At 72.7% G+C, this 1,844-nt stretch carries 2 protein-coding genes; both read left to right on the plus strand.

Going from position 1 to position 1,844, the window contains the following annotated elements; all coding sequences use genetic code 11:
• Positions 1–952, plus strand: a 952-nt coding sequence (locus GTW43_RS33215) for a hypothetical protein (protein WP_161305699.1), incomplete at its 5' end; no start/stop codon positions are given.
• On the plus strand, positions 949–1,791 hold the full coding sequence (locus GTW43_RS33220; RefSeq protein WP_161305700.1) for an SDR family oxidoreductase: 843 nt from the start codon (positions 949–951) through the stop codon (positions 1,789–1,791). The genes GTW43_RS33215 and GTW43_RS33220, both read left to right, overlap by 4 nt.
• Positions 1,792–1,844 lie beyond the last annotated feature (53 nt).

Here is a 1,844-nt window from a genome sequence, read left to right on the forward strand (position 1 = left end):
GGACATCGCGGCGGCGCCGTACCCGGTCGCCTACGCCTTCCACGGAGCGGTGTCGGTGCCCACGCTGCCGCTGATCTCGATGATCAACCGCATGGTCGTCGTCCAGTACGACGACTGGAACGGCACCCCGCGCACGCTCGTCTTCGAACCCACGGTGCCCGACGGATCCGCCGAGGCGCCCTTCTACCGGAACCTGCGCCGGCTCACCGCGAAGGTGCCCGGCGGCCGCCTGGTCGAGAAGGCCGTCCTCAAGTACTACAACGAGCCCGGTGACGTCCTCACGCGGCTCGGCCTCGGCGCCGACGACATCGACTTCTGCACCTTCGACCATCTGCACGTGCAGGACCCGCGGATGATCCTCGGCTCGACCGAGGTCATCGAGGGCGAGACGACGCCGCGCGGCCCGCTGTTCGGCGCGGCGCGGATGCTCGTGCACCGCCGCGAGCTCGCCACGCTGGAGTCGCTGCACCCGATGCAGTGGGCGTGGTACGTCGACGGCGGGCTCGGCGGGGTGGACCCGTACAAGTTCGTGACGTTCGACGGTGACATCGAACTCGGCCCCGGCATCGCCCTGTTGTGGACACCCGGGCACACGGACGGCAACCACTCCCTGGTGATCAACACGCCCGACGGCGTCTGGGTGTCGTCGGAGAACGGCATCTCCCTCGACAACTGGCAGCCGGAGCTGTCCCGGATCCCGGGCGTGCGCAAGTACCACGAGCAGTTCGGCCGCGAGATCTGCCCGAACGCCAACACGCTCGAGGACTCCCTCGACCAGTACGACTCCATGGTCAAGGAGAAGACGCTGGCCGACCGTTCGCGTCAGGACCCCCGGTGGCTGCAGATCCTGCCCTCCACCGAGCTCGCCCCCTGGAAGAGGTTCTGGCCCGTGGTGCCGACCTTCGTCCACGGCGGCATCGCCTACGGCGAGATCCGGGCGGGCCTGCGATGAGCCGGCCGGCCGCGGGTGCGGTCGTCACCGGGGCCGGACGCGGACTGGGCCGCCGGATCGCCGGGATCCTCGTCGAGCGCGGCCATCAGGTGCTGCTCACCGACCGGGACGGGCCCGCGGTCCGGGCGGCCGCGGCCGCACTCGGCGACGCGGCCACCGCGATGACCGTCGACGTCCGGGACCCGGCTCAGGTGGACGCGGCCCGGGACGCGATCCTGGAGCGGGCGGGCCGCCTCGACGTGTGGGTGAACAACGCCGGAGTGCTGGCCACCGGGCCCGCCTGGTCGCAGGAACCGTCGTTGCGCACCCTGATGATCGAGGTCAACGCCGTCGGGACGATCAACGGCACCGTCGCGGCGATCGACGCGATGCGCGGCCGGGGCGGCGGCCACATCGTCAACATCGTCTCCCTCGCCGGTCTGACGGCCGTGGCGGGCGAGGCGGTCTACGCGGCGTCCAAGCACGCGGCGCTCGGGTTCAGCCTCAGCACGCTGGCCGACCTGAGAGCCGAGCGGATCGACGACATCCGCATCTCCTGCGTCTGCCCGGACGGCATCTGGACGCCGATGCTCCACGACAAGCTGGAGGACCCGGCCAGTGCGCTGTCCTTCTCCGGCAAGCTGCTCCGCCCGGACGAGGTCGCCGACGCGGTCCGCAAGGTGCTCGAGCGGCCCCGTCCCGTGACGGCCGTCCCGGGCTGGCGCGGGGTGCTCGCCCGGCTGGCCGACGCGGCGCCGGCGCTGGGCCTGCGCGCCGTGCCGCTGATGGCCGCCCAGGGCCGCCGCACCCAGCGCCGGCTGCTCTCCCGGCGCGGCGACCGGGACACGTCAGCCGGCTGACCCGCGGCCGGACGGCCCCTGCGCCCCGCCGTCCGGCCCGAAGTCCTCCTCGA

It is taken from the genome of Streptomyces sp. SID5785, from assembly GCF_009870065.1.
GTDB lineage: Bacteria > Actinomycetota > Actinomycetes > Streptomycetales > Streptomycetaceae > Streptomyces.